We start from the raw sequence: 23,246 nt of genomic DNA on the forward strand, positions 1-23,246 counted from the left end.
GTGCTGCTGATCATCTTCATGGTGACCGCCCCGGCGCTGTCCTACCAGATCCAGGTCGACCTTCCGCAGCGCACGAGCAATCCGCCGCCGCCGCCGAAGGATCCGCCGGAGCCGATCCGCCTGCGCATCGACGCCGGCGGCACGGTGACCTGGAACAACACCCCGATCCCGATGTCCACCCTGCAGTCGGCCCTCGAGGTCGAAGTGGAGCGCGCCGGCGGCGACATGAGCCGCCAGCCGACCGTGGAAATCGAGACGGACGTGGACGCGCAGTACGAAACGCTTGCCAAGGTCCTGTCCCGGACCAAGAACGCCGGCATGGCGAAGATCGCTTTCGTGGAACCCGGCGTGCAGCAGTAACGCCCGCTTCCCGCACCCTGCAGCAACGCCGCCTCCGGGCGGCGTTTTTTTTTGCTGAATCGCCCCCGACCAGCGCAGGCGCCGCCGGCTTGCCGGTCCCACCGGTCGCGGCGTAGAACGAAAGCCAGGTCCCCCGACAGGAGTGCGCCATGGCTTTCGCCGCCGCCCGATCCTCGCAGGACACGATGGCGGAGATGAACATCACGCCGCTGGTGGATGTCATGCTCGTGCTGCTGGTGATCTTCATGGTCACCGCGCCGCTGATGGAGCACCGCATCGGGCTCTGGCTCCCGCAGTCCAGCGACGCCCGGAGGGAACCGCCTCCGACCGTCCTGCTCCACGTGGAGGCGGGCGACCTGTTCCGGGTGGACGGCCAGGCCACCACCGGCCCGGCGCTGGAGCAGGCCCTGGCCGACCAGCTGGCCCGCGAACCGGGCCTGGTGCTGAAGGTGCAGGTGGCGCCGGAAGCCGACTACCAGTCGGCCGCCACCGCGCTCGCGGCCGCGAAGCGGGCTGGCGTCGCCAACATCGCCCTGGATTGAAGCCGGCTCAGCCGGCCGTGCGGATGACCTGCAGGTAGGCCTTCACCGTCGCGTCGAGGCCCGCATAGAGCGCTTCGCCGACCAGGGCGTGGCCGATGGAAACCTCCAGTACGCCGGGCACCCCGCGCAGGAAGGCCCCGAGGTTGGCCTGGCTCAGGTCGTGGCCGGCGTTGACGCCCAGGCCCACGGCCTGGGCCCGACGCGCCGTTTCGGCGCACAGCGCCAAGGCCGCCGAAGCGTCGCCGGCGGCGAAGGCCTCGGCGTAAGGGCCGGTGTAGAGCTCGATGCGGTCTGCGCCCACGTCGGCGGCACGCTCGATGTCCGGCGCGCCGGCATCCATGAACAGCGACACCCGCGCCCCGAGCGACTTCAGCTCGGCCACCAGCGGCCGCAGCCGCGCGGCATCCCTGGCCAGGTCGAAGCCGTGGTCCGAGGTCAGCTGGCCGTCCCCGTCGGGCACCAGGGTCGCCTGCTGCGGCCGGGCTTCCGCCACCAGCGCCAGGAGGCCGGGATAACCCTCGCGGGGCGGGGCGAAGGGATTGCCTTCGAGGTTGTACTCGACCCGCCCCGCCACCAGCGCGGCCAGGTCGCGCACGTCGCCGGGCCGGATGTGGCGCTGGTCCGGCCGGGGGTGCACGGTGATGCCCCCGGCGCCGGCGCGGATCGCCGCCTCGGCCGCCGCCACCACGCTGGGCTCGCTGCCGCCGCGGGAGTTTCGCAGGACGGCCACCTTGTTGACGTTGACGCTGAGCACGGTCATTCCGCCAGCCTAACGCGGGGGCCGGCCTGCCGAAAACCCCGACCCGTTCGCGCTTTGCGGGGTTCCGTTCAGCCATAATTGGGGCATGCGCCTGAGCCGCCTGCTCCCTGCCGTCCTGTTGGTCGCCGCCTGGGCCGCCCTGGCCAGCGCGCAGCCGCGTCCGGTGCAGGGCGAACCGCTGTCGCGCCAGTACACGTCGGAAGAAACGCGCTCGGCGCCCACCCACCTCGCGCTCGCCACGTCGGCCAGCGGCGAGCTCTACGTCGGCAACCTCGAAGGCGTGCTCCGCTTCAACGGCGTTGATTGGGACCTGACCTCGCTGCCCGGCCGCTCGGCCGCACGCTCGCTGGCGCTGGGCGCCGACGGCCGCATCTACGTCGGCGGCTACGACACCTTCGGCAGGCTGGTTCCCGACGGCGAAGGCGGGCATCGCTACGAGGAGCTGCTCGACGCCGCCGGCCTGGCCGGCGACTCGCGCCTGCTCGGTTTCGTGCAGGAAGTCGTCGCCACCGCCGAAGGCGTGTATTTCCGCGCCGAGGACCGGCTCGTGCTGCTGCCCTACGACGGCGCCGGAAAGCCGAAGAACTGGCCCCTCGACAGCGAAGTGCGCAGTTTCTACCCCGCGAACGGCCAGCTCTACAGCCGCGTGCACGGCAAGGGCCTGTGCCGGTTCGAAGACGGGCGCTTCGAGCTCCTGCCGGGCGGCGAACAGTTCGCCAAGGTGCCCCTGCCCGGCCTGCTCGCGCGTGGGGACGGACTGCTGCTGATCGCCCGCAGCGGCCTCTTCCGCGCCAACGAAAAGGGCATCACCCGCATCCCGGGCGAAGCCAGCGACCTGCTCGCCGGCGAGCGAAGCTATGTTTTCCAGGAGCTGGCCGATGCCAGCGTCGTCATCGGCACGCTCGATGGCAAGCTCATCCGCGTCGACGCCGGCTACCAGCTGCGCGAGCAGCTCGACCTCGGCGTGTTCAGCGTCATCGCGTTGAACGTGGACCGGGAAGGCGGCCTGTGGGTCGCCACCGAAGGCAACCTGGTGCGGCTGTCGCTGCCCTCGGCCTGGTCCTTCCTGGGCGCCAAGCAGGGCATCACCGGCAGCCCCAACGATTTCGAATGGCACGACGGCGCGCTGTGGCTGGCCACCAGCCAGGGCGTGCAGCGCATGACCGCCGACGAGACCGGCCAGCCGCGCACCGAAGCCCTGGGCTGGACCGAATACGAGGCCTACTCGCTGCATTCCACCGACGCCGGCCTGCTGGCCGGCGTGCGCGAGGGGCTGCTGGTGCTCGACCCCGGCGCCAGCCAGCCGCGCACGCTCTACACGCACCCCAACCATGGCGTGTACGCCCTGCAGCCCTCGCGCCACGACCCGGACCTGATGTTCGCCGTCACCGGCACCGAGCTGCTGCTGCTGTCCCGTGCGCGCGGCCGCTGGGAGCTGGCGCACGTTGTCGCGCTCGAGGACATCAGCCTGTCCGGCCTCGAAGAAGGTGCCCCCGGCGAACTGTGGATGGGCGACACCCGCGGCCCGGTGCAGCGCTGGCAGCTGGACCTGCCCACCGGCGAAGTGACCCGCCGCGAGGTCTTCGACGACAGCCGCGGCCTGGTGGTGGACGCCCAGTTCGGCACCAGCGTCTACCAGCTCGACGGCCGCATCCACGCCATCAGCCGGGATGCCGGCTTCCGCTTCGACGGCGAACGTTTCGTGGCCGACGACGCGCCGCCGTTCACCCTGGGCGACCGCCGCAATGAACTGCAGGTCGCCGAAACGCCGCTGGGCGCCTACGCCTACACCACCCGCGAACTCTGGCACCGGGCCCCGGGGGAAAGCACCTGGAACGCGGTGTACCCGGGTGGCCGCGGCCTCGCCGGTTACTCCTACCTGCGCGTGAACCGCGACGGCGTGCTGCGCATCGCCACCTGGTCCGGCCTGCTGCAGTTCAACCCGCTCGAAAGCGCGCCGGCGCCGCAGCCACTGCAGCTGGCCATGGAATCGGTGCTGGCCCGCAGCGAGAAGGGTGAAACGCGGGCCCTGCCGCTGCGCAGCGGCGACGAGCCGGTGAAGGTGCCGCCGGGCCACAGCCTCAGCATGCGCTTCTCGATGGTCAGCATGGAAAGCGGCGCCGAGTTCCGCTACCTGCTCCACGGCGTCACGCCCGGCTGGAGCAACTGGGCCGACCGCGACCTGTTCATCCGCGCCCTGCCCGCCGGCGACTACGCGCTGGAAGTGCAGGGTCGCACCGGCACCGGCCGCCAGCCGGCCGGCATCACCTACCGTTTCCAGGTGCAGCCGCGCTGGTACGAACAGCTGTGGGTGCTCGGCCTGGTGGCCACGGCGCTGCTGGCCGGTGGCCTGGTGGTGGCGCTGTGGCTGGTGCGCCAGCGCACCGAGCGTTTCCTGGAGGCCAATCGCCGGCTCGAGGCGCGCATCGCCGAACGCACGCATGAGCTGGAAGACGTCAACCGCAAGCTCGCCGAACTCGCCACCGAGGACGCCCTCACCGGCGTGGCCAACCGCCGCGCGCTCGAAAACGGCCTGCGCCGCGAATGGTATCGCTGCCTCGACCAGCGCCGCCCGCTGTCGGTGCTGATGATCGACGTCGACCACTTCAAGGCCTACAACGACGCCCACGGCCACCTCGAGGGCGACGTGCAGCTCAAGGGCATCGCCCAGCGCCTGAACCAGCAGCACGATCCGCAGCGCGAACTGCTGGCCCGCTATGGCGGCGAGGAATTCGCCCTGCTGCTGCCCGGCGTGCACCCGGCCGAAGCCGTGCGTCGCGCCGAGCAGATCCGCGCCGCCATCGCCTCCAGCGACGCCGGCATGACGGTCAGCATCGGCGTGGCCGGCTTCGTGCCCGACGTGCAGGTGGAGCCCGACAGCCTGCTGCGCCGGGCCGACGCCGCGCTTTATGGCGCCAAGCGCGCCGGCCGCAACCGCGTGCAGGCCGATGCCGGCTGAGCGCCGGCGCGCCGGCACGCCGCGGCCGGAAAAAACCTGCCCGGTCTGCCAGCGCCCCTTCCAGTGGCGCAAGAAATGGGAAAGGAACTGGGAGCAGGTGCGCTACTGTTCCGACGCCTGCCGCCGCGGCACGCCGCGCTGAGGCCCTGCTTCAGGCCTTCTTGACCAGGCCGATCAGGGCCAGCAGCACCACCGCGCCGATGAAGGCGGTGAAGAACAGGCCGAAGTCGCCACCGAAGCTCACGCCCAGCTTGGGCAGCAGCCAGCCGCCGAAGAAGGCGCCGAGCACGCCGACCACCATGTTGATGACCACGCCGAAGCCGCGGCCCTTCATCACCACGCCGGCCAGCCAGCCCGCGAGCGCGCCGATGATGAGGAAAACGAGGGTGTTCATGCGGGGATCTCCTTGGGGGTTCAGCGCGGGGAATCGTCGCCGCCGGACTGCGCGGCCTTGCGGGCCTGCGCCTGTTCGCGCAGCTGGCGCAGTTCGTCGGCGCTCATGATGTGGCTGACGTCGCGCGAGCTGCTGGAGATGCGGGAATTCACCCAGCCCAGCAGGAACGCGACCATGAAGCCCAGGGCGCCGGCCAGCAGCACCAGCACCGCGAAACTGGGAAGGCTGCGGATCATCGCCAGCCCGAGGCAGGCCAGGGACCCGAGGAAGTAGAGCCAGTGCATGCGGCACCTCGCTTGTTTGGCCGGAGTGTAGCCCAAGCCGGCGGCGCTGCCACCGGTCCCCTCAGAGCAGGGGCGACAGCAGGCGCGCGCTCGCATCGCCCAGCCGCCGCAGGAACGGGGCCGGCGGGGACCCGGCGCGCACCTCGCGGCAGTGGGCCAGGGTGGCCTGCAGCTCGGCTTCCAGGCCGGCGGCCACGCCTGCGTCGTGCAGCAGGACGCTGAGCTCGAAGTTCAGGCGGAAGCTGCGGTGGTCGAAGTTGGCGCTGCCGATGATGCAGGTGTCGTCGTCCACCAGCAGCGCCTTGCTGTGCAGCATGCGCGGCTGGTATTCGAAGACGCGCACGCCGGCGGCGGTGAGTTCGTCGAAATAGGAGCGCGCCGCGGCGCTCACGACCCGCGAATCGCTGCGCGCCGGCACCACCACCCGCACGTCCAGGCCGCGCAGCGCCGCCGAGGTGAGCGCCATGCGGGCCGCCTCGCCGGGAACGAAATACGGCGTCACCAGCCACACGCGGTGGTTGGCCTGGTGGATCGCCTCCACCTTCACCCGGTGCACCGGTTCCCAGGGCGAATCCGGCCCCGCCGGCAGGGCCTGCGCCACCATCCGCCCGGGCGGGGCGGGCGGCCACAGGCCGTCGTCGCGCGGCGCCACGCCGGTGGCGTAGTGCCAGTCCTCCAGGAAGGCCAGCTGCAGCCAGCGCACGATCTCGCCTTCCAGCCGCAGGTGCAGGTCGTGGAAGGCGCGCGGGTTCACCGCTTCGTTTTCGTCGTCGGTGACGTTGATGCCGCCGGTGAACGCCACGCGGCCATCGGCCACGACGATCTTGCGGTGGTTGCGCAGGTTGATGCGCGGCCGCCACAGCCAGCGCAGGCGCGCCGGGTGGAACCAGGCCAGCTCCACGCCGGCCTCGAGCAGCGGCGCCAGGAACGCTCGCCCCAGGCGGCCCGAGCCCAGCGCGTCGAGCAGCAGGCGCACCCGCACGCCCTCGCGGGCCTTCGCCGCCAGCGCGTCGCGCACCCGGGTGCCGGTGCGGTCGGGTTCGAAGATGTAGTACTCGACATGCAGGTGGTGGCGGGCGGCGGCGATGGCTTCGAGCAGTGCATCCAAGGTGGCCTGGCCGCCCACCAGCAGGCGCGCGTCGGTGGCCGTGCAGGGCGCGTAGCCGGTGGCGGCCTGGGCCAGCCGCGCGACCGTGGCGCAGTCCTCGCTGGGGTGCAGGTCGGCCGGCAGGGCCGATTGCAGGCCACGCCGCGCCAGCGAGCGCCGGCGCCGCTGGCGCACGATGCGCTGCGGGCCGAAGAAGTGGTAGATCAGCAGCCCCAGCACCGGCAGCGCCGCCAGGGACAGCAGCCAGCTCAGCGTGGCGATGGGTTCGCGCTTCTGCAGCACGATCCAGCCGGCCAGCACCGCCAGGTACAGCACCCAGGTGCCGACCAGCCAGGGCCCGAGTTCCGGCCACCACTCGCTCAACGCCATGGCGTTTCCTCCTGTCTCGGCGGGCGAGACCGCCGTGGACCAAACTGGGGGCATGATCGCAGAGAACGGCCGCCGTAAAGTGACCAAGGGCCGCGGCGCCACCGGCAACCCCGAGGGGCGCTTCGCACGCACCACCCACGAGCCGGTGGACGACGGCTGGGAGCCCGACGCGCCCGCGCCCGACCCGCGCACCACCGTCACGCTGGAACAGGCCCGCAGCGTCATTTCGCGCAACACGTCGCCCGACCTGCCCTTCGACCGCTCGGTGAACGCCTACCGCGGCTGCGAGCACGGCTGCAGCTACTGCTTCGCGCGGCCCTCGCACGCCTACCTGGAACTCTCGCCCGGGCTCGATTTCGAAACGCGGCTGTTCGCCAAGGCCAACGTGGCGGAGGTGCTGCGCGCCGAACTGGCCCGGCCCGGCTACCGCTGCGCGCCGATCGCCATGGGCACCAACACCGACCCCTACCAGCCCATCGAGCGCAGGCACCGGCTCACGCGCGCCGTGATCGAAGTGCTGGGCGACTGCGGCCACCCCTTCACCCTGCTCACCAAGAACGCCCTGGTCGAACGCGACCTCGACCTGCTGGCGCCGCTGGCCGCGCGCAACCTGGTGAGCGTGGCGCTGTCGGTCACCACGCTCGACAACCGGCTTTCGGCGCGGCTCGAACCCCGCGCCAGCGCGCCGCACCGGCGCCTGCAGGCCATCCGCCGGCTCGCCGCGGCCGGCATTCCCACCGGCGTGATGTTCGCGCCCGTCATCCCGGCGGTGAACGACGGCGAGATGGAGGCCGTGCTCGCCGCTGCGCGCGAAGCCGGCGCCACGCGTGCCGGCTACGTGCTGCTGCGCCTGCCGCACGAAGTGGCGCCGCTGTTCCGCGACTGGCTCGACGCGCACCTGCCCGAACGCGCCGCGCACGTGATGGCGCTGGTGAACCAGGCCCGCGGCGGCCGCGACTACGACGCCCGCTTCGGCCAGCGCCAGTCGGGCACCGGCGCCTGGGCCGCCATGGTGAAGGCGCGCTTCGACCTGGCCTGGCGCAAGCTGGGCTTCGGCGAATGGCGTTCGCGCCCGCTCGACACTTCGGCGTTCACGCCGCCGCGTCCGCCTTCGCCGCAGGGCGAGCTGTTCTAGGCGCGCGCCTCAGCCCGGCTTGCCGAAGATCTGCTCGGCGCGGTTGAACAGCACCCAGCTGGTGGCGATGTACTTGTCGCCGCCCTCGGGGCGGTTGCCGCGATGGGTGTGGGTGAACGAGGCCGGTGCGATCAGCAGGCTGCCGGTGCGCGGCGCCACCTTGCGCTGCTGGTGGTAGAACTCGGTTTCGCCGGCCTGGAAGTCGTCGTTGAGGTACACCGTCCACAGCAGGTGCCGGTGCAGCGTGTCGCAGGCGGGGTCGCGCGGGTAGAGCTCGCAGTGCCAGTACGGGTAGCCGCCCTCGCCCGCGCGGTAGCGCTGCAGGTTGATGCGGCCCGGGCGGAAGATGGCGCGGATGATCTCGCCCAGCTGCGCGTCGGGCAGGCCCGGGAAATCCTCGGCCTGCAGGCGGCGCGATTCCTTCTTCGTGCCGTGCTCGACCATCAGCGGCGCGATCAGGGTGTACGGGTAGCGGCGCAGGTAGTCGGCCAGGCAGGCCAGCACGGTCTTGACCAGCGTGGCCTCCACCTCGCGCCACTCGGGCTTGCCGCTGATGCTGATGTCGCGGCTGTGCTTGAGGTCGGGGTAGAGGCCGCCGCCGACCAGGCCGGGCTGGTCCTGGCCGCTGGCTTCGAAGCGCCGGATGATCTCCGCGCAGACCGGCGCCGGGATGGCGCCTTCATAAACTTCGATGAAGTCGCCGCCGGTCACTCAGGCCCCCTGGTCGGATTCGTGGTGGTAGCGCACCGCTTCGGCCACTTCGTTGCGCGAGCCCAGGAACACCGGCACGCGCTGGTGCAGGCCGGTGGGCTGCACGTCGAGCATGCGCTGGCGGCCGGTGCTGGCGGCGCCGCCGGCCTGTTCGACGATGAAGGCCATGGGGTTGGCTTCGTACATCAGGCGCAGCTTGCCGCCCTTGTCGCGGCACTTGCTGTCGAGCGGGTAGCTGAAGATGCCGCCGCGGGTGATGATGCGGTGCACGTCGGCCACCATCGAGGCCACCCAGCGCATGTTGAAGTCCTTGCCGCGCGGGCCTTCCTTGCCCTTGAGCAGGTCGCCCACGTAGCGCTGCATGGGTTCTTCCCAGAAGCGCTGGTTGGACATGTTCACGGCGAACTCCTTGGTGTCGGCCGGGATCTGCACGCCGCGGCCGGTGAGCATGAAGCTGCCCACCTCGCGGTCGAGCGTGAACACGTGGGTGCCGTGGCCGACGGTGAGCACCAGCATGGTGCTCGGGCCGTAGGTGGTGTAGCCGGCGCAGACCTGGGTGCTGCCGGGCTGCAGGAAGTGTTCGTCGCCCGGCGAAGTGACGCCGTCGGGGCAGCGCAGCACCGAGAAGATGGTGCCGACCGAGATGTTCACGTCGATGTTCGAGCTGCCGTCGAGCGGATCGAACAGCAGCAGGTAGTTGCCGCGCTGGAAGGCGTCGGGGATGGGCTGGCTGTGGTCCATTTCCTCCGAGGCCAGGCCGGCCAGGTGGCCGCCCCAGGCGTTGGCTTCGAGCAGGATGTCGTTGCTCAGCACGTCGAGCTTCTTCTGCGCCTCGCCCTGGATGTTGCCGGTGCCGGCCTCGCCCAGCACGCCGCCCAGCGCGCCCTTGCCGATGGCGATGGAGATGGACTTGCAGGCGCGCGCGACGACCTCGATCAGCAAGCGCAGGTCGGCGTTGATGCGGCCGGCGTGCTGCTCCTCGATGAGGTAGCGCGTCAGGGAAATGGGCTTCATGGGGCTCCAGCGGGCGGCGGCGGACCCGTGCATTGTCCGGCCTCGCGGCGGGCTTGCAAGCGCGGGGGGCCTTGGCGGCACAATCGGGCCATGCTTCCCGCCGGCCACGAGGCGTTGCCGCTGCTGCCCCTGGGCACGTCCCTGGGCGTGGGCCTGCTGGTGGGCGCCGTGCGCGAGCGCCGGCACCCCGACCGTCCCACCGCGGCCGGCCTGCGCACGCACGCGCTGGCGGCGATGGCGGGCGCGGTGTCGCTGTGGCTCGACCCGGTGGCCTTCGCCGTGGTGCTGGCCTTGTGCGGCCTGTTCGCGGCCCTGAGCTACCGCCAGACCGGCGCCGAGGATCCGGGCCTGACCGGCGAGATCACCCTGGTGCTCACCTGCCTGCTGGGCGGCCTGGCCGTCATGGTGCCGGCCCTGGCCGGTGGCCTGGGCGTGGTGGTGGCGGTGCTGGTGTACGCCAAGGCGCCCCTGCACCGGCTGGCGCGCGAGCGGGTGAGCGAAAGCGAAGTGCGCGACGGCCTGGTGCTGCTGGCCTCGGCCCTGGTGATCCTGCCGCTGGTGCCCGACCACGTGATCGGGCCCTTCGACGTCTTCAACCCGGCCACGCTGTGGAAGCTGGTGGTGCTGATGATGGCCATCAGCGCCGCCGGCCACGTGGCCCTGCGCATGGTGGGCAACCGCTGGGGCCTGGCGGTGGCGGGCTTCTTCGCCGGCTTCGTGTCCTCGACCGCGGCGGTGGCCGGCTTCGGCCAGCGCGTCCGCGAAATGCCGGAACTGCGCTCGCCGGCGGTGAGCGCGGCGCTGCTGGCCAACCTGGCGTCCATCAGCCTGTTCGTACCGGTGCTCCTGGCCGTGTCGCCGGGCCTGCTGGCGGTGGTGTGGGTGGAGCTGGTGGCGGCCTGCGGCGTGCTGCTGGCCGGCGGCCTGCTGGGCCTGCGGCCCGGCAGCGATGGCGCGCCGCCGCCCACGTCCGAGAGCCGCATGTTCCGTTTCCGGCATGCGCTGGCGTTCGCGGCCATCATCACGGCCGTGCTGTTCGCCTCGGCCGCGCTCAATGCCTGGCTGGGTCCGCGCGGCGCGATGGTGGCCGCCACCCTGGCGGCGCTGGCCGAACTGCACGCGGCGGCGGCCACGGTGGGCAAGCTCTGGCTCACCGGCACCTTCGACGCCACGCAGGCGCGCTGGGGCATCGTCGCGCTGCTGGCCGCCAGCTCGGTGGCCAAGGCGGTGATCGCCTTCTTCAGCGGCGGCGCGACCTACGGCATCCGGGTGGCCATCGGCCTGGCGCTGATGGTGGCGGCCGTGGCCGCGGTGGTGCTGCTGGGCGCCTGAGCCCGGCGGGCCGGGCCCAAGGGCATCGGGCGGGGTCAGATGATCCGCAGCGTGATGGCCTTGAGGACGGCGCGGGTGCGGTCGCGGGTGCCGAGTTTGTCGAGGATGTCGGAAACGTAGTTCTTCACGGTGCCCTCGGACAGGAACACGGCCCGGGCGATTTCCTTGTTCGAATAACCGCCGGCGAGCAGCCGCAGGATCGCCACCTCGCGCTCGGTGAAGGTATCGGTGGGCTCGGCCTGGTCGCGGTAGGCGTAACGCGCGCGCACCGGGTCGGTGGGCACCGGCGACAGCAGGGTTTCGCCGTTCGCCACCCGTTCGATCGCCTCCACCAGGTCCTCGGGCGAGGCGTCCTTGAGCAGGAAACCCTGGGCGCCGGCCTCGGCCGCGCGCAGCGGCAGGTCTTCGTCGTCGAAGGTGGTCAGCAGCACCACCGGCGTGGCGTCGCCGCGGGCGCGCAGGGCGCGCACCAGGCCGAAGCCGTCGAGGCCGGGCATGCGGATGTCGGACAGGATCACGTCCGCCGGCGCCAGCGCCAGCGCGTCGAGCAGGGCCTGCCCGTCGTCGGCCTGGGCCACCAGCTGCAGCTGCGGGAAGCCGGCGAGCAAGGCGGTCAGGCCGCTGCGCACCAGGGCCTGGTCGTCGGCCAGCGCAATGCGGATGGGCGGGCTCATGCCGCCACCGGCAGCCAGGCCTGCAGGTGCACGCCGCCGGTGTCGGTGCGGCGCACGTCCAGCCCGCCGCCGATCGCCTCGAGCCGTTCGCGCATGCCGCCCAGGCCGTTGCCGGCCGTCAGTTCGCCGCGGCCGCGGCCGTCGTCGCGGATGTCGAGCCGCAGCTGCCCGCCTTCGCGGCGCAGCACCACCCACAGGTTGTTCGCCTGCGAATGCCGCGCGGCGTTGGTCAGGCCCTCCTGCACCGCCCGCAGCACCGCCTCGGCCTGGGCCACCGACGCCACGCGCGCGTCGCCGGCGATCTGCAGGTGCAGGCGCGGCCGCGGGAAGGGCGAGGCCAGGGCCTCGAGGGCCGGGCCGAGCTCCAGGCCGTCGCCGCGGCGCATCTGCAGCACCACGCCGCGGATGTCGGCCAGCAGCTCGTCGGCCAGGCGCGCGCACAGCGCCACCTGCGCGTCCTCGCCGAAGCGCGGGTCGCGCGCCAGTGCGGCCAGGTTGAGCTTGAGCGCGGTGAGCTTGTGCCCGGCCACGTCGTGCAATTCGCGCGACAGCCGCAGGCGTTCGCCGTCGCGGGCGGTTTCGGCCAGCAGCGAACGCGTGGCCACCAGGTCGGCGTTGGCCGCGGCCAGCGCGTCGCGCGCGCGCTCGGCGTTGAGGCCGAACCAGGCGGTCAGTCCGGCGAAGGCCTGGAAGCTCATGTGCATCAGCGTGTTCACCAGCGCGCTGCGGAACTGCCAGAGTTCGCTGTAGACCAGGAACATCACCACGTTCGAAGCCAGCACGATCGCCACCGCGGGCCGCGGGGGGCACACGTGCACCACCTGCACCACGCACAGGATCAGCAGGATCGGCAGCGTGCTGTTGCGCGCCAGCGCCATCAGCGCGAAGGCGATGCCGAACTGCAGCGCCACGCGCAGGCGCAGCCGGCCCAGGGAGGCCCGGTCGTTGCCCACCACCGACATGAACAGCGCCAGGAAAGCCAGGTGCAGCCCCGCCAGCAGCCAGCCCGGCGCCGGCGCATCCAGCCAGGCCGGCGAATCCCAGCGGGTGAACAACAGCTCCCAGCCGATCGCGCCCCAGGCCAGGTAGGCGGCGAAGCTCAGCGGCGAAAACACGGTGCGCAGGCGGGTTTGCATGCGCGCAGCTTGGGCCGCCGCGCGCGCGTGCTCAAGGCCCGCGGCGAAGAAAGTGACTTCCGGCAGGCCGTCGCGGTGACCGCCGGCACCTGACCGGCACCCGGCGCGCCGCGACACTGGCGCCGAACCCGGAGGAGCCCCATGAACACCTACGAAGTCATCGTCCTGCTGCACGTCGCCTTCGGCGCGGTCGCGCTGGCCACCTACTGGACCGCCGGCCTGGTGAAGAAGGGCACGCCCCTGCACCGCCGCACCGGCCAGGCCTACCTGCTGGCGATGTGCGGCATCCTCGCCACCGGCCTGCCGATGGTGGCGGCGGCGCTGCGTGCCGACAAACCCAACATCGCCGCCTTCCTCGCCTTCCTGCTGCTGCTGGTGGCCCAGGCCTGCTGGACCGCCTGGCGCGCCATCCGCGACAAGCGCTCGCCGGAGCGTTTCTTCGGCAAGGTCTACTGGGGCCTCACCGGTGCCTGCGTGCTGGCCGGCCTGGCCATGGTGGCCCTGGGCCTGCGCATCGACCAGCCGATCTTCGCGGTGTTCGGCGGCGTCGGCGCCGCGGCCGGCGTGGGCGCGCTGCGCGCCCGGCGGCGCAGCGCCACCGACCCGAAGTGGTGGCTCAAGGAACACTACGGCGCCATGGTCGGCAACGGCGTGGCCACCCACATCGCCTTCTTCGGCATCGGCCTGCGCAGCCTGCTGCCGGGCGTGGACCCGGTTCTGCTGCAGAACTTCGCCTGGTTCGCGCCGCTGGCGGCATCGCTGGTCGCCGCCGCCTGGCTCAACCGCAAGTACGGCCGGCCGGTGAAAGCTCAGACGTCGCCGTCGTCCAGCCAGCCTTCGCCGTTGCCGCGCTGGTAGACCAGGTCGCCTTCCTGCACCGATCCGGCCGGGAAGCTGGCCAGCGTGGCCAGCTTCGCGTAGATCGGGGTGAAGTCCGGCCGCGTCGCCTCCATCAGCTGTTCGTAGCTGTCGATGACGAAGTAGGTCTTCTGGAAGGTGTCGATGCGGTAGCGCGTGCGCATGATGCGCTCGAGGTCGAAGCCGATGCGGTTGGGCGCCGGCGATTCCAGGCAGTGGATCGATTCGCCCTTGGAGCTGACGATGCCGCTGCCGTAGATGCGCAGGCCGTCGGGCTGGCGGATCAGGCCGAACTCCACCGTGTACCAGTACAGCCGCGTCAGGTTCACCAGCGCCTCGGGGCCGATGGCGTGCGCCTTGACGCCGCCGCGGCCGTAGGCGGCCATGTAGTCGGCGAACACCGGGTTCATCAGCAGCGGCACGTGGCCGAACAGGTCGTGGAACAGGTCCGGTTCGCTCAGGTAATCGAGCTGCTCGGGCTTGCGGATCCACCAGGTCACCGGGAAGCGGCGGTTGGCCAGGTGCTCGAAGAAGGTGAGCTCCGGCAGCAGCCCCTCGACGCCGACCAGTTCCCAGCCGGTGGTCCGGCGCAGCATCGGGTTGATCTCGTCGAACTTCGGGATGCGGTCGGGCGTCATGCCCATGGCTTCCTGCTGGCGCAGGAATTCGTCGCTGGCGCGGCCCACCAGGATATCGCGCTGGCGCCGGAACAGCGTCGCCCAGACCGCGTGGTCCTGCTCGCTGTAGCTGGCCCAGGGCTGCTCGACCACGGCCGTGGTGTAGACCGGCACGTAGCCCTTGTCGGTGAGCTGGTGTTCGACGCGCTTCGGGGGGTTCATGGCGGCTCCGTACGGACCGCACCAGTCTAGCGCCGGAGTCCCGCAACAGGCTTGCGAAGTTGCGGGTACAGGCCAACAGGGCGCAACATAATTGCACCAAACCACCGAACAAAGGCAGGAAATGGACCGCGTCCGCCTGGACCGCACCGACCTGGCCCTGCTGGCCGAACTCCAGCGCGAGGGCCGGCTGAGCAATGCCGACCTGGCCGAGCGCGTGCGCCTGTCGCCTTCGGCCTGCCTGCGCCGCGTGCAGCGGCTGGAGCAGCTGGGCGTGCTGGCCGGTTACGCCGCGCGCATCGACCCGGGCAAGGTGGGCCTGGGCCTGCAGGCCTTCGTGCGCGTGCAGCTGGCCCGGCACGACCCGGAGGCCGTCGAGGCCTTCACCGCGCGGGTGAACCGCTGGGACGAAGTGGTGGCCTGCCACGCGCTCACCGGCGAGATGGACTACCTGCTGCAGGTCGTGGTGCAGGACCTCGACCACTTCTCGCGTTTCCTGCTCGACCACCTGCTCAACGCCAGCGGCGTCGCCGACATCAATTCCAGCTTCGTGCTGCGCACCGTGAAGCAGGCCCGCGGCCTGCCGCTGGGCCACCTCGGCGGCTGAAACTCAGCCGCGCGCGACGCGCTCGACGAACGCGCGCACGCGCGGCGCCAGCACCAGGATGAGCGGGAAGGCGATCGGCCAGGCGATGGCGAAGCTGCGGCCCCAGGCCATCAGGTAACCCGGCGCGAGGCCGCGGTTCACCGCCGTGATGATGCCGGACATGATCGCCGCCATCAGCAGCGACATGATCAGCGCGAACAGCAGCCCTGCCTGCTTCGGGGAAAGCCGCGCGGTCACGGCGCGGCCTGGCCACCGAAGGTGCGGCCGAAGAAGTCGCCTTCCTTCCACTGCGGCCGGCCCGCGGCGTCGCCCACGCGGCGGCCGATGGCGGCGTTGAGGCGCGAAAGCATGGCCGCGCTCGGGTAGTGGATCGGACGCGAGAGGTCGTCGCTGGGCTGGTGGTAGTGGCCGGTCAGGAAATCCTCGTACAGCGCCAGCGCGTCCACGTCGGGCGAGCGCGCCTTGATGCCGGCGTCGAGGTACACCGCCGGGATGCCCTGGCGCACGAAGGCGTACTGGTCGGAGCGCACGAACACCACTTCCTCCGGCTTCGGGTCGGCGCTCAGGCCCACGCCCAGTTCGGCGGCGGCGGCCTTGACGTCGTTCTCGAGGCTGCTGTGCTCGATGCCGATCGGCACCACGTCGGTGACGTCGGCCAGGAACACCGGCATGTCCATGTTGATGTTGGCCACCAGCGAGTCGCGCGGCACCGTGGGGTGCGTGGCGAAGTGCTCGGCGCCCAGCAGGCCGCGTTCCTCGGCCGTGACCGCCACGAACAGCAGCGAGCGCTTCGGCGCCGGCCCGGCCACCAGCTCGTGCGCGGCTTCCAGCATCACCGCGGTGCCCAGGGCGTTGTCGAGCGCGCCGTTGTAGATGCCGTCGCCGTTGACCTCGGCGCCGTGGCCCACGTGGTCGAGGTGGGCGGTGTAGACGATGTGCTCGGCCGACAGCGCCGGGTCGGAGCCCGGCAGCTTGCCGACCACGTTGCGGCTTTCCACCGTCTCGAGCGCGGTGGCGCCGGTGAGCGTGGCCTGGCCGGGCAGGTCGAAGGCTTCGAGCGTGCCGGCCTCGCGGCGCGCGAACACTTCCTCGGCGTCCATCTTCGCGCCCTCGAACAACTCGCGCGCGGCGTGCACGCTCAGGCTGGCGCTGGCCTTGAGCTGCGGGAAGGCGTCGACCGGCGCGCCGTCGTCGCCCACCAGGCGCATGCCCGGCATGGCCCAGTTGCGGGCGTTGCGCGCCCAGGGGTACTTGGCCTCGTCCACCGGGTTGCCGATGGTGATGGCGCCCACGGCGCCGCGTTCGGCCAGGCGCGCCAGCTTCTCGCGGCCCGAGGCGTGGTAGGCGCGCTGGGTGTTGGGGAAGGTGGACGGCGCGCCGGAGAAGTACACGGCGATCTTGCCGCGCACGTCGACGCCGGCGAAGTCGTCGTGTTCGAGCTCGGGCGCGTGCACGGCCTGGCCCACGAACACCAGCGGCGCGGTCACCGAGTGCGAGGCGGCGTTGAAGTTGATGCCCGGCAGGAACTCGTCCTCGAAGGCGAACCGGCGCTCCTGGCCGTCGCGCACCAGGCTGAAGCCGGCGCCGTCGCGCAGGCGGCGGCCTTCGAGCAGGGGCACGCGCTGGAAGTAGCTGCCGTCCTCGCCCGCCGGCTGCAGGCCGATGGCGCGGTAGCGGTTGGCCACGTACAGCGCGGCCAGGTCGTAGCCGCGGGTGCCGGCGGCGCGGCCCTCGAGCAGGTCGTCGGCCAGGAAGGCCACGTCGGCCTGGATGCGGCGGTCGCCGCCTTCGGGCGCGGCCACGGCGGCCGGGCCGGCCTCCGGGGCGGGGCTGCGGGTGCAGGCGACGAGCAGGGCGAGGGCGAGCGGGGCAAGCAGCAACTTCATGCGGTGGACTCCTGGGGAACCGGCCGAAACTACCATCGCGGCGGTTCCCTGGGAATGAAGGCCGGTCATGCCCCCGGGGGTGTCGCCTCCCAGCCGCCCATGCCGTCGGCCATGACCAGGTCGCGCCCGGCCTTCTTGGCGGCGTACATGGCCCGGTCGGCGCGCTGCAGGAGCTGGCTGAACTGCCGGTCGGCCGGCGCCAGCACCGCCACGCCGATCGACAGCGTCACCTGCCGGCGCTGGTCGCCCAGCACCAGCGGCTGCGCCGAGAACGACTCGCGGATGCGTTCGGCCGCGGCCACCGCGCTGGCGCTGTCGGTGCTGGGCATGAGCACGATGAACTCCTCGCCGCCCAGCCGGCCCAGCAGATCCTCGGTGCGCAGCTCGTCGCGGATGCGCTCGACCGCGCGCACCAGGGCGTGGTCGCCGGCGGCGTGGCCCAGCTCGTCGTTGATGCGCTTGAAGTGGTCGATGTCCACCACCAGCGCCGCCAGCGACATGCCGTGCCGGCGCGCGGCGGCGATGGCGCGGGTGCCGAGCTCCTCGATGGCGCGGCGGTTGTACACGCCGGTGAGGTAGTCCACCCGCGCGGCGCGCTCGAGTTCGCGCTGGCTGCGTTCGGTGCACAGCAGCAGGAAACCCAGCGTGGCCACCACCGGCAGGATGCCGCCCAGCGCGTAGGTCAGCAGCTGCACGTGGGTGAGCTGGAACACGGTGGTGACCTGGCCGGGGTCGTACACCAGCACCACCGCGCGGTAAGCCATGATCAGAGACGAAAACAGGAAGGCGCCGCCGGCCACGTGGCGGATCGGGCCGCGGGCGTCGGAGCGGCGGTAGATGGTCCAGGCGCTGTAGCCCAGCATCCAGGCCAGCACCAGCGAGATGGCGATCAGGCGCTGGGTAAGGTCGGGCTGCACCAGGCCCCACCAGGCCGAAGTGGCCACGGCCAGCGCCACCGCCAGCGAAAGCAGGCCAGCCCTTGCCGGCAATTGGAAGAAGCGCCGCAGCGCCAGCCCGTAGGCGGCGAAGGCGAGCGCGATGAGCGCGTTGGCGACGACGATGGTGAGCCAGGGCGGCAACACGTCGCGCTGGGTCAGCAGCACGAAACCCACCGGCTGCAGCAGCGTGGCCGCGATCCAGGGGGTCACCGCGGGGCGCAGGTTCGCCGGCAGGGCCCTCGCCACCACCGCCAGCAGCACGCCCACCAGCAGCGTGAGCAGCGCGCCGACCAGCAGGCCCGAGCGGATGTCGAAAGACCAATGCATGCGTGGGCATCGCCTCCCGGCGACGAGGGCTTCGGGGCCAAGGGTTTCACCGCCCGCGCGGCGGCGCAAGCGCTAGTGGGCCGCCGGTGGTTCGCCGCCATCCGGCGGCGCCGTGCGTGGCCGGAACGGCAGCACCACCGCGTCACGCGCCGGCGTACGCTGCCAGAGCACGGGGACTTCGCCCGGGCGTGGCATCTCCAGCTCGGCGCCATCGCCGGGAGCGTCGGCGTCCGCCGCTTCCTCTTCTTCCCAGCTGTAGCGCTTGCGGGGCGGTTCGGGGTCGGCGCGGCGCCACCACCAGGCCGCCAGCACGCCGGCCACGGCGCCGCCGAGGTGGTATTCCCAGGACACGCCCGGCTCGCGCGGCAGCACGGTGAGCAGCATGCCGCCGTAGAAGAAGAAGGCGATCAGCGCCGCCGCCACCGAGGCCCGGTCGCGCCGGAACAGGCCGAGGAACAGCAGCAGGAACATCAGCCCGTGGGTGAGGCCGCTGGCGCCGATGTGGAAGGAAGGCCGGCCGATCAGCCAGGTGACCAGGCCCGACACCAGCCAGATCACCGGCAGCGCGCGCAGGCTGGCGCGCGGGTAGACGGTGCCCACCAGCGGCCCCAGGATGAGCAGCGCGCTGGCGTTGGCCAGCCAGTGCCCGGCCGAACCGTGCAGCAGCGGCGCGGTGAGCACGCCCACCAGCCCCGGCACGCTGAGCGGCTCCAGCGCGAAGGCGCGGGTGTCGCCCAGCCAGGGCCCGGCGAAATGCAGGGCGCCCAGCGCCGCCACGAAGGCCATCGCGGCCAGCAGCGCGCGGCGGAAGTTCCGCCGCACGGCGTCGGCATGTCGTTGGCGTTCGGCGTCCATTCCCTCAGGGTGGGGGCGCAGGCGCCGGGTGCAAGCCCGTCAGGGGCTGCCCACCACGCCGGGCGCCTGCCGCGGCTTGATCCACAGGCTCAGCACCATGGCCGTGGCGATGGTGGCCGCCACCACGCCCAGCGACACCGCCACCGGGATCTTGTAGAGGTCGACGATCAGCATCTTCGTGCCGATGAACATCAGCACCATGGCCAGGCCGTAGGCCAGCAGGTGGAACTTCTCGGCCGCGCCGGCCAGCAGGAAATACAGCGCGCGCAGGCCCAGCACCGCGAACACGTTCGAGGTCAGCACGATGAACGGGTCGGTGGTGATGGCGAAGATGGCCGGGATCGAGTCGACCGCGAAGATCACGTCGGTGATGGCGATCATCACCAGCACGATGAACAGCGGCGTGTACTTGCGGCGCCTGCCCTTGCCCAGCCACAGCGCCTCGCCGTGGTAGCGGCGCACCAGCGGCAGGTGGCCGGTGATCCAGCGCAGCACCGGGTTCTTGTCCATGTCCGGCTCCTGGCCGGCGGCCCACAGCATCTTGGCGCCGGTGACCAGCAGGAACACGCCGAAGATGTAGAGGATCCAGTGGAACTTCGCGATCAGCGCCGCGCCGACGAAGATCATGATCGCGCGCAGCACGATCGCGCCCAGCACGCCCAGGATGAGCACGCGCTGCTGCGACTGCGCCGGCACCGCGAAGTAGGTGAACAGCATCAGGAACACGAAGATGTTGTCCACCGCCAGCGCCTTCTCCACCAGGTAGCCGGTGAGGAATTCGAGCGCGATGCGGTCGGCCTCGGGCGCGGGCATCTGGCCCTTGAGGTACCACCACAGGCCGGCGTTGAAGGCCAGCGCCAACGCGATCCAGGCCGCCGACCAGATGACCGCTTCGCGGGTGGAGACCTTGTGCGGGCCGTTCTGGCGCAGCACCAGCAGGTCGACGATGAGCGCGAGGATGACGAAGGCCGTGAACACGGCCCACATGAGCGGGGTACCGATGGTTTCCATTGCGTCTCCGGGAACGATGCCTGTCGACCGCGGCGCGGCCAGGTGTTCCGGGACGGAACGACCTTCGCCGCGGGCGGGCGAAGGTCTCGCTCGCAGGCCACGCGGGCCTGCCTGCCGGACCGGGGCGCGGACAGGGTCCGTACCCGTGATGACGATCTCGGCAGCGGGAGCTACTCCCCTTCTGCGGCGGAGTGTGCCACGAAAGCGTGAAGTTGATGTCAATCACATCCCGGGGCGGCCGGGACGCGCTAGTCTTCACGCGGGCGGTGGCTTGCCGCCAGCCGGGGGTGGCATGGGCCTGGATGTGCGTTCGGTGATGCTGGTGGGCGTGCTGCTGAGCGCGCTGACGGTGCTGTTGCTGGCCCAGGTGGGCCGGGCCTTCCCGGCCGAACGCCGCCGCCACCTGCGCATCTGGACCTTCGGCCTGCTGGTGCAGCCGGTGGCCTGGGCCCTGCTGGCCACCCGGGGCATGGTGCCCGACCCGATCCCGGTCACCCTGGGCAACGGCCTGCTGCTGCTGGGTTTTGCCGAGATGGCGCGCGCGGTCCGGGGTTTCCAGGGCCTGCCCGAGCGTCGCCTTGCCCTGTGGGGCGTGGTGCTGGCCGCCGCGCTGCTGCTGGCTTATTTCTCGGCATGGCATCCGCACTACAGCGCGCGGGTGCTGGTGAACTCGACCGCGGCCGTGGCCATGCTGGGCACCATCGGCTTCGCGCTGTCCTCCGCCTTCCACCGCGGCGGGTTCAGCGCCGCCCGCCTCACCGGCGGCTTCGCGGGCCTGGGCGTGGCGGTCGGGGCTTGGCGCTTCATCGAGCACGCCCTGGCCCCGCGGGTCGCCGGCAGCCTGCTCGAAGCCGGTCCCAGCGACCTGGTGGTGTTCGTCTACGCCTGCGTGGGCGTGATGTTCCTGAGCCTGGGCTTCGTGCTGATGCACACCGAGCGCGCCTACGAAGACCTGCGCAGGCTGGCCACGGTGGACCCGCTGACCGGCGTGCTGGCGCGCAACGGCCTGTCCGAGCACGGCCAGCGCCTGCTGTCCGAAATGCGCCGCCATGGCCGGCCGCTGGCCATGCTGCTGATGGACATGGACCAGTTCAAGGCGGTCAACGACAGCCTGGGCCACGAGGCCGGCGACCGCCTGCTGCGGCACCTGGCCGAGCGCGCACGCCTGGTGCTGCGCGGCGAGGACGTGCTGGCGCGCCTGGGCGGGGACGAATTCGTGGCCATGCTGCCCAGCACCGACGGCGCCGGCGCCGGCGTGGTGGCCGAACGCCTGCGCGAGGCCCTGCACCACGCGCACATGCTCTTCCACGGCGAGGAAGTGCCGGTGCCGCTGTCGATCGGCGTGGCCGAGGCGAAGCACGGGGACAGCCTGGACGACCTGCTCAAGCGCGCCGACCTGGCCATGTACCGGGCCAAGCGCGCCGGCGGCGACCGCGTGGAGCTGGCGCCCGCGGGCTGAGTGCCGGCGGGCTGAGTGCCGGCGGCCGCGGGCCGGCCCCGGTACAATCGGCGGATGAACACGACCGCCCTGCCCGTCATCCAGCTCAAGATCGAGCGCCGCTCCAACCACCCCTGGATCTTCCAGAAGATGGTGGAGAAGCCGGTCGCCAAGCCCAAGCCGGGCAGCCTGGTGGACATCGTCGACAACACCGGCAAGTGGGTCGGCCGCGGTTTCTACAACGGCCATTCGCGCATCGCCCTGCGCGTGCTCACCGAAGACCGCCACGAGGCGGTGGACGAGGCCTTCTTCGCCCGCAAGATCGCCGAGGCCGTGGCCCTGCGCCGCGACCTGCTGCGCCTGGACGAGCACACCGACGCCTGGCGCGTGGTGCATTCCGAGGGCGACGGCCTGTCGGGCCTGGTGGTGGACCGCTACGGCGACCTGCTGGTGGTGGAGTTCTTCTCGGCCGGCGCCTTCCGCTACCGCGAATGGGTGTACGCCGCGCTGCGCGAAAAGTTCCCGGGCTGCCGCTTCTACAGCTTCGCCGAGGAACACGTGCAGAAGCAGGAGAGCTTCGACTTCCGCGCGCCGCCGGCGCCCGAGCCCAGCATCGTCACCGAGCACGGCCTGAAGTTCCGCGCCACGCCCGGCAGCGGCCACAAGACCGGCTTCTTCGCCGACCAGCGCGACAACCGCGAGTTCCTCTCGCGCTTCACCGCCGGCAAGACGGTGCTCGACATCTGCTGCAACTCGGGCGGCTTCGCCATCTACGCCAAGGCCCGCGGCGGCGCCACCGAAGTCACCGGCATCGACCTGGACGAGGAGATCCTGGAAGTCGCCGAGAAGAACGCGCGCCTGAACAACGCGAAGGTGAAGTTCACCCAGGCCGACCTGTTCCCCTACCTGCGCGACGCCCAGCAGCGCGGCGACCAGTGGGACGTGGTCATCCTGGACCCGGCCAAGCTCACCCGCGACCGCGAGCAGGTGATCGCCGCGCTCAAGAAGTACAACGACATGAACAAGCTGGCCATGCAGGTGGTCAAGCCGGGCGGCGTGCTGCTCACCTGCTCCTGCACCGGCCTGGTCAGCGAGGAGGAATTCCTCGACATGATCCGCCGCGCCGCCTTCTACGCCGGCCGCACCGTGCAGGTGCTGAAGGTCTCCGGCGCCGGCGGCGACCACCCGTTCATGGCGCACGTGAAGGAAAGCCGCTACCTCAAGGCCGTGTTCTGCCGCGTGCTCTGAGCCGCGTTCGCGCGCCGCACACGGCGCCGGCGTCGTAATGGCCGCCATGACCGATTCCCTCGACGCCGTCTGGTCCCACGCCTGGGCGCGCCTGCTGGCGGGCGCGCGCGGCCGCGGCGATCCCTTCCACCAGGGCGTGCTGGCCAATGCCTCCGACGACGGCCCGCAGGCCCGCTACGCCGTGCTGCGCGCGGTGGACCCGGACGGCGGCCGAGTCGCCTTCCACACCGACCGGCGCAGCCCGAAGCGGGCGCAGCTGGAAGCCGACCCGCGCGTGGCCTGGGTGTTCTTCGGCCACGGCGAACAGCTGCGGCTTTCGGGCACCGTGCAGCTGCACCTGGACGACGCCGAGGCCGACGCCGCCTGGGCCGCCACCCGCCTGCTCTCGCGCCGCACCTACGCCGTGCCGCTGGCACCGGGCACGCCGGTGGCCTTCCCGGCCGACGCCGGCCTGCCGGGCCTGG

At 71.7% G+C, this 23,246-nt stretch carries 25 protein-coding genes; 11 read left to right on the forward strand and 14 right to left on the reverse strand.

Annotation, left to right across the window (positions count from 1 at the left end; translation table 11 throughout):
* Together N790_RS11065 and N790_RS11070 are read left to right on the forward strand one after the other, a co-directional pair.
* Window positions 1-360: ExbD/TolR family protein (locus tag N790_RS11065; protein ID WP_156970047.1), on the forward strand; the 360-nt coding region annotated here is incomplete at its 5' end.
* Window positions 361-509: 149 nt separating this feature from the next.
* Entirely contained in the window at window positions 510-902 is a 393-nt protein-coding gene (locus N790_RS11070) for an ExbD/TolR family protein (RefSeq protein WP_043804132.1), read from the forward strand.
* A 7-nt stretch (window positions 903-909) separates the two neighbouring features.
* On the opposite strand, the gene N790_RS11075 is transcribed toward N790_RS11070, so the two are convergent.
* On the reverse strand, window positions 910-1,662 hold the full coding sequence (locus N790_RS11075; protein WP_043804134.1) for a pyridoxine 5'-phosphate synthase: 753 nt from the start codon (window positions 1,660-1,662) through the stop codon (window positions 910-912).
* 85 nt (window positions 1,663-1,747) lie between these two features.
* Between N790_RS11075 and N790_RS11080 the strand changes: the two genes are divergently transcribed.
* Window positions 1,748-4,621, forward strand: coding sequence for a ligand-binding sensor domain-containing diguanylate cyclase (locus N790_RS11080; protein WP_043804135.1), 2,874 nt, complete (start codon window positions 1,748-1,750; stop codon window positions 4,619-4,621).
* Window positions 4,611-4,763 carry a DUF2256 domain-containing protein gene (locus tag N790_RS15710; RefSeq protein ID WP_084062862.1) on the forward strand — a complete coding sequence of 51 codons (153 nt, stop codon included), beginning with the start codon at window positions 4,611-4,613 and terminating at the stop codon, window positions 4,761-4,763. The genes N790_RS11080 and N790_RS15710 overlap by 11 nt, the downstream gene beginning before the upstream one ends.
* Before the next feature lie 9 nt (window positions 4,764-4,772).
* On the opposite strand, the gene N790_RS11085 is transcribed toward N790_RS15710, so the two are convergent.
* The 3 genes from N790_RS11085 to cls form a co-directional block, all read right to left on the reverse strand.
* Window positions 4,773-5,015 (reverse strand): GlsB/YeaQ/YmgE family stress response membrane protein, encoded by a 243-nt coding sequence (locus N790_RS11085; protein WP_043804137.1) that lies wholly within the window; start codon window positions 5,013-5,015, stop codon window positions 4,773-4,775.
* A gap of 20 nt (window positions 5,016-5,035) precedes the next feature.
* The gene (locus N790_RS11090; RefSeq protein WP_043804139.1) at window positions 5,036-5,299 is read right to left on the reverse strand and encodes a hypothetical protein; all 264 of its coding nucleotides are present in this window, start codon (window positions 5,297-5,299) and stop codon (window positions 5,036-5,038) included.
* Window positions 5,300-5,360: 61 nt separating this feature from the next.
* Window positions 5,361-6,776 carry a cardiolipin synthase gene (gene cls / locus N790_RS11095; RefSeq protein WP_052385887.1) on the reverse strand — a complete coding sequence of 472 codons (1,416 nt, stop codon included), beginning with the start codon at window positions 6,774-6,776 and terminating at the stop codon, window positions 5,361-5,363.
* A 52-nt stretch (window positions 6,777-6,828) separates the two neighbouring features.
* Here cls and N790_RS11100 point away from each other — a divergent pair, with 52 nt between their 5' ends.
* Window positions 6,829-7,911, forward strand: a complete 1,083-nt coding sequence (locus N790_RS11100) for a PA0069 family radical SAM protein (RefSeq protein ID WP_043804141.1) — start codon at window positions 6,829-6,831, stop codon at window positions 7,909-7,911.
* Between the two features lie 9 nt (window positions 7,912-7,920).
* On the opposite strand, the gene N790_RS11105 is transcribed toward N790_RS11100, so the two are convergent.
* Together N790_RS11105 and N790_RS11110 are read right to left on the reverse strand one after the other, a co-directional pair.
* Window positions 7,921-8,622 carry a 2OG-Fe(II) oxygenase gene (locus N790_RS11105; RefSeq protein ID WP_043804142.1) on the reverse strand — a complete coding sequence of 234 codons (702 nt, stop codon included), beginning with the start codon at window positions 8,620-8,622 and terminating at the stop codon, window positions 7,921-7,923.
* Complete coding sequence (locus tag N790_RS11110) at window positions 8,623-9,636, reverse strand: class 1 fructose-bisphosphatase (protein ID WP_043804144.1); 1,014 nt, start codon at window positions 9,634-9,636, stop codon at window positions 8,623-8,625.
* Between the two features lie 90 nt (window positions 9,637-9,726).
* Between N790_RS11110 and N790_RS11115 the strand changes: the two genes are divergently transcribed.
* Entirely contained in the window at window positions 9,727-10,968 is a 1,242-nt protein-coding gene (locus tag N790_RS11115) for an MgtC/SapB family protein (RefSeq protein WP_052385888.1), read from the forward strand.
* 35 nt (window positions 10,969-11,003) lie between these two features.
* On the opposite strand, the gene N790_RS11120 is transcribed toward N790_RS11115, so the two are convergent.
* On the reverse strand, window positions 11,004-11,642 hold the full coding sequence (locus N790_RS11120; protein WP_043804146.1) for a response regulator: 639 nt from the start codon (window positions 11,640-11,642) through the stop codon (window positions 11,004-11,006).
* Window positions 11,639-12,778: a sensor histidine kinase gene (locus N790_RS11125; protein ID WP_043804148.1), complete on the reverse strand. Its 1,140-nt coding sequence runs from the start codon at window positions 12,776-12,778 to the stop codon at window positions 11,639-11,641. The genes N790_RS11120 and N790_RS11125 overlap by 4 nt, the downstream gene beginning before the upstream one ends.
* 141 nt (window positions 12,779-12,919) lie before the next feature.
* Here N790_RS11125 and N790_RS11130 point away from each other — a divergent pair, with 141 nt between their 5' ends.
* Window positions 12,920-13,636, forward strand: coding sequence for a hypothetical protein (locus N790_RS11130; RefSeq protein ID WP_043804150.1), 717 nt, complete (start codon window positions 12,920-12,922; stop codon window positions 13,634-13,636).
* Here N790_RS11130 and phhA read toward each other — a convergent pair.
* A complete protein-coding gene (phhA, locus tag N790_RS11135) occupies window positions 13,588-14,475 on the reverse strand; it encodes a phenylalanine 4-monooxygenase (protein WP_043804152.1) in 888 nt (295 codons plus the stop codon). The genes N790_RS11130 and phhA overlap by 49 nt on opposite strands.
* 121 nt (window positions 14,476-14,596) lie before the next feature.
* On the opposite strand from phhA, the gene N790_RS11140 reads away from it, so the two are divergent.
* Entirely contained in the window at window positions 14,597-15,079 is a 483-nt protein-coding gene (locus N790_RS11140; protein WP_043804155.1) for an Lrp/AsnC family transcriptional regulator, read from the forward strand.
* A 3-nt stretch (window positions 15,080-15,082) separates the two neighbouring features.
* Here the strand turns inward: N790_RS11140 and N790_RS11145 are convergent, their stop codons facing one another.
* From N790_RS11145 to N790_RS11165, 5 genes are all read right to left on the reverse strand, one after another.
* Window positions 15,083-15,316, reverse strand: coding sequence for a DUF2798 domain-containing protein (locus tag N790_RS11145; protein WP_043804156.1), 234 nt, complete (start codon window positions 15,314-15,316; stop codon window positions 15,083-15,085).
* Complete coding sequence (locus N790_RS11150; protein WP_043804159.1) at window positions 15,313-16,965, reverse strand: M28 family metallopeptidase; 1,653 nt, start codon at window positions 16,963-16,965, stop codon at window positions 15,313-15,315. The genes N790_RS11145 and N790_RS11150 overlap by 4 nt, the downstream gene beginning before the upstream one ends.
* A gap of 65 nt (window positions 16,966-17,030) precedes the next feature.
* A complete protein-coding gene (locus N790_RS11155; protein ID WP_043804162.1) occupies window positions 17,031-18,230 on the reverse strand; it encodes a GGDEF domain-containing protein in 1,200 nt (399 codons plus the stop codon).
* 72 nt (window positions 18,231-18,302) lie between these two features.
* Window positions 18,303-19,106 carry a rhomboid family intramembrane serine protease gene (locus N790_RS11160; RefSeq protein WP_425388035.1) on the reverse strand — a complete coding sequence of 268 codons (804 nt, stop codon included), beginning with the start codon at window positions 19,104-19,106 and terminating at the stop codon, window positions 18,303-18,305.
* Between the two features lie 18 nt (window positions 19,107-19,124).
* Window positions 19,125-20,096, reverse strand: coding sequence for a TerC family protein (locus tag N790_RS11165; RefSeq protein WP_043804165.1), 972 nt, complete (start codon window positions 20,094-20,096; stop codon window positions 19,125-19,127).
* A 292-nt stretch (window positions 20,097-20,388) separates the two neighbouring features.
* Between N790_RS11165 and N790_RS15320 the strand changes: the two genes are divergently transcribed.
* From N790_RS15320 to N790_RS11180, 3 genes are all read left to right on the forward strand, one after another.
* The gene (locus N790_RS15320) at window positions 20,389-21,555 is read left to right on the forward strand and encodes a GGDEF domain-containing protein (RefSeq protein ID WP_052385889.1); all 1,167 of its coding nucleotides are present in this window, start codon (window positions 20,389-20,391) and stop codon (window positions 21,553-21,555) included.
* A 54-nt stretch (window positions 21,556-21,609) separates the two neighbouring features.
* Window positions 21,610-22,782 (forward strand): class I SAM-dependent rRNA methyltransferase, encoded by a 1,173-nt coding sequence (locus tag N790_RS11175; protein WP_043804167.1) that lies wholly within the window; start codon window positions 21,610-21,612, stop codon window positions 22,780-22,782.
* A gap of 46 nt (window positions 22,783-22,828) precedes the next feature.
* Window positions 22,829-23,246, forward strand: a 418-nt coding sequence (locus N790_RS11180; RefSeq protein WP_211251989.1) for a pyridoxamine 5'-phosphate oxidase family protein, incomplete at its 3' end; no start/stop codon positions are given.

The sequence above is a fragment of the Arenimonas malthae CC-JY-1 genome (assembly GCF_000747075.1).
Taxonomy (GTDB): domain Bacteria; phylum Pseudomonadota; class Gammaproteobacteria; order Xanthomonadales; family Xanthomonadaceae; genus Arenimonas; species Arenimonas malthae.

Bases quoted from the DNA above. Each gene is read 5' to 3' on its own strand.
- N790_RS11155 (WP_043804162.1), bottom strand. From the start codon at position 18,230: ATGCATTGGTCTTTCGACATCCGCTCGGGCCTGCTGGTCGGCGCGCTG.
- N790_RS11080 (WP_043804135.1), top strand. From the start codon at position 1,748: ATGCGCCTGAGCCGCCTGCTCCCTGCCGTCCTGTTGGTCGCCGCCTGG.
- N790_RS11125 (WP_043804148.1), bottom strand. From the start codon at position 12,778: ATGCAAACCCGCCTGCGCACCGTGTTTTCGCCGCTGAGCTTCGCCGCC.
- N790_RS15320 (WP_052385889.1), top strand. From the start codon at position 20,389: ATGGGCCTGGATGTGCGTTCGGTGATGCTGGTGGGCGTGCTGCTGAGC.
- N790_RS11120 (WP_043804146.1), bottom strand. From the start codon at position 11,642: ATGAGCCCGCCCATCCGCATTGCGCTGGCCGACGACCAGGCCCTGGTG.
- N790_RS11075 (WP_043804134.1), bottom strand. From the start codon at position 1,662: ATGACCGTGCTCAGCGTCAACGTCAACAAGGTGGCCGTCCTGCGAAAC.
- N790_RS15710 (WP_084062862.1), top strand. From the start codon at position 4,611: ATGCCGGCTGAGCGCCGGCGCGCCGGCACGCCGCGGCCGGAAAAAACC.
- N790_RS11130 (WP_043804150.1), top strand. From the start codon at position 12,920: ATGAACACCTACGAAGTCATCGTCCTGCTGCACGTCGCCTTCGGCGCG.
- N790_RS11100 (WP_043804141.1), top strand. From the start codon at position 6,829: ATGATCGCAGAGAACGGCCGCCGTAAAGTGACCAAGGGCCGCGGCGCC.
- N790_RS11115 (WP_052385888.1), top strand. From the start codon at position 9,727: ATGCTTCCCGCCGGCCACGAGGCGTTGCCGCTGCTGCCCCTGGGCACG.
- N790_RS11165 (WP_043804165.1), bottom strand. From the start codon at position 20,096: ATGGAAACCATCGGTACCCCGCTCATGTGGGCCGTGTTCACGGCCTTC.
- phhA (WP_043804152.1), bottom strand. From the start codon at position 14,475: ATGAACCCCCCGAAGCGCGTCGAACACCAGCTCACCGACAAGGGCTAC.
- N790_RS11175 (WP_043804167.1), top strand. From the start codon at position 21,610: ATGAACACGACCGCCCTGCCCGTCATCCAGCTCAAGATCGAGCGCCGC.
- N790_RS11085 (WP_043804137.1), bottom strand. From the start codon at position 5,015: ATGAACACCCTCGTTTTCCTCATCATCGGCGCGCTCGCGGGCTGGCTG.
- N790_RS11090 (WP_043804139.1), bottom strand. From the start codon at position 5,299: ATGCACTGGCTCTACTTCCTCGGGTCCCTGGCCTGCCTCGGGCTGGCG.
- N790_RS11140 (WP_043804155.1), top strand. From the start codon at position 14,597: ATGGACCGCGTCCGCCTGGACCGCACCGACCTGGCCCTGCTGGCCGAA.
- N790_RS11110 (WP_043804144.1), bottom strand. From the start codon at position 9,636: ATGAAGCCCATTTCCCTGACGCGCTACCTCATCGAGGAGCAGCACGCC.
- N790_RS11150 (WP_043804159.1), bottom strand. From the start codon at position 16,965: ATGAAGTTGCTGCTTGCCCCGCTCGCCCTCGCCCTGCTCGTCGCCTGC.
- cls (WP_052385887.1), bottom strand. From the start codon at position 6,776: ATGGCGTTGAGCGAGTGGTGGCCGGAACTCGGGCCCTGGCTGGTCGGC.
- N790_RS11070 (WP_043804132.1), top strand. From the start codon at position 510: ATGGCTTTCGCCGCCGCCCGATCCTCGCAGGACACGATGGCGGAGATG.